General features: G+C 37.6%; 2 protein-coding genes and 1 pseudogene. 1 reads left to right on the forward strand and 2 read right to left on the reverse strand.

Annotated features, from left to right (window positions below; genetic code table 11):
* Window positions 1-262: pseudogene (locus tag ACESM9_RS12945) on the forward strand (hypothetical protein); the annotation flags it as partial.
* Between the two features lie 16 nt (window positions 263-278).
* Here the strand turns inward: ACESM9_RS12945 and ACESM9_RS12950 are convergent.
* Window positions 279-1,361, reverse strand: coding sequence for a CoA protein activase (locus tag ACESM9_RS12950; RefSeq protein ID WP_372999387.1), 1,083 nt, complete (start codon window positions 1,359-1,361; stop codon window positions 279-281).
* Entirely contained in the window at window positions 1,358-2,317 is a 960-nt protein-coding gene (locus tag ACESM9_RS12955) for an acyl-CoA dehydratase activase-related protein (protein WP_372999390.1), read from the reverse strand. Before ACESM9_RS12955 ends, ACESM9_RS12950 begins: the two co-directional genes overlap by 4 nt.
* Between the last annotated feature and the right edge of the window lie 55 nt (window positions 2,318-2,372).

Raw genomic sequence — 2,372 nt, forward strand, 5'->3', positions numbered from 1 at the left:
TAGAGGATTAATTGATAGCTTATTTAACAAAGAAGCATGTTATGATAATAGTTTTTTATGCTCGGAATTTGTATATTATGTGCTTAAGGAAAGCGGTATTGCAGACTTTAACATATCAAGAAATCTTGTCAGACCACAAAACTTCCTTGCCCTAAAGAGTAATATCATATATAAAGGCGATCTTAAAGAAATGATTGCACTTGATAGCATTTGGAATATTGAAAAGATAAAAGCAGGTATTCTGGGAATTATTTTTGATTAACAATAGGCGAAACATGTCAGCTTCGCCTATTTTTTCGAGTTTCAACATAATCATAAAATGCTTCAAGTCTTGTCTGGTATCCTGCTTCTCCCGTTTGTTCATCCACTATGAGATATAGGATTGGTATGTCATAATCCTTTTCAATCTGAGGTAGTATGGATCGGGATACTATTTCAGGCATGCATCCCATGGGATAAATCTGGACCATGCCGTCATAGCCGGAGAGGGCATAATTAACAGCATGGCCTAGACACTGTTGGGTGTGCCCGCCTATAAGCACTGGGAGGTAGGGTTCAGACAACTTTTTTTCCAACTCGTAAGGTTCTTCTCTTCTCAGAGGCTTAACAAGATTGTTCTCTGCCCAATCTTTAACAGTCATGGATCTGTGAACCTCTGCACCCATATTTCCCAGCCTTTCTTCTGCATTAAGATTGGAGAAAGGATCTATTATTGTATAAATTTCTCCAATTATGCCTATCTTTATTGGATTCATATCCATATCTATATCTAAAGCCAGGAGCTGATCCTTTGTAACATCTATGAGTTCTGATATTTCCTTTGTACCTTTTGCATTCAGCACCTTGGATTTGAAGCCATGGATTATGCTATTCACTTTTGCCTTATCCTTGGTTCTTGGTCTTACATAATATTGTACTTGATTTAGTTCATCGATTTTTTCGCACACCTTATAGGCATCCATAAATACTTTATAAGTCTTCGAGCTTATTCTCCCGCTTAATTTTCTTATGTTATTGATGAACTTTCCTATACCTTCCCTTGGAGGATCCAAAATAATCATATCTACATGGTAGCCCATATCCTCCAATATTAGCTTTTGCAGAGGACCATAATAGCCGAAGCGACAAGGTCCGCAGCTTCCAGTTATGACTATGGTGTCTGCGCCCTCTTCTATGCTTTTTACATAGTTGCCAAGCATTATCTTAAAGGGAAGGCATATTCCTTCCGGAGATTCTTTAGCACCAATTCTAAGGGTGTTATCTGTACTGAAAGGAGGGATTATACTTTCAATGCCTAAATCGTCAAACATAGCTTTTACTGCAATATATGCTTCACCCATATGGGGATAAGTCAATCTCAATTAGCTTGCCTCCTATCTATCAAATCAAGAAAAGCTTCCAGTCTAGTATTGAAATTGGCATCGCCTGTATGCTCATCAAGGGTCATTACCATGAAGGGCTTATGATATTTCTTTCTTCCCAATCGTTGGATTAGATCAATGGATAATGAATCGATGCCACAGCCAAAGGAAGTAAGCATCAATATTCCATCTATTTTTTTGTTTTCCATCATGTATAGAGCACTTCCTATCAGGTCCTTGCTGCTGCTCCAGAACATTCTTTTTTCAAGGATCTGGCATTTTTCTTCTATGACCTTTTTCTCCAACATTTCAGGCAATAAAAATCTTATACCTCTATTGGACAGTTTCTCTAGAAGATTCATGTTGATAAAGTTATCATAAAGAAGGTAGGAGTGAGTAGCTATGCCTACCAAAGGACCACTATTGCTCTTGGTAACATCAGTTCCATCAATATATTTACAGGGCAATTCACCCTTCAGAAGGCTGTTGTCATATATTTTCTGTTCTCTAGCAGCTTTATCAGCAGCCCTTTTTATTCTGTAAGGATTTTTTGTGAACATAGAACCTACTTTTAATATAGAATTGATAAGATCCCTTCTATTTTTATACATGTTGACTTCTACATCAATTAGCTTAGGTAATTCGCTAACAGAGTATTTCACCATCTCAGGCAAGCCTCCAAATTTGGGGCATATGTATTCTTTTGGTACAATGCTGGTGAGCCTGGGTATCAGCAAATAATCAACCTTGTCTTTAAGATACTCTGCATGGCCATGATATACCTTCACAGGCAGACATGCATCATCTATGCAATACCTGGATCCCATGTCCAGTATTTCCTTATTTGTAGGCGGTGATGGAACAACTTCCGTACCCAGTTCCGTTAAAAATCTCTTGGTAAAGGGGTAAAACTTATAAAAATACATACCCCTTGGCACACCTATTTTAACACTCAAAAAAATCACCTCTTCACAGCTAGTATTATTGACTGTGAAGAGGTTTTTTAAACAT

This window comes from Lutispora sp. (assembly GCF_041687175.1).
Lineage (GTDB): Bacteria > Bacillota > Clostridia > Lutisporales > Lutisporaceae > Lutispora.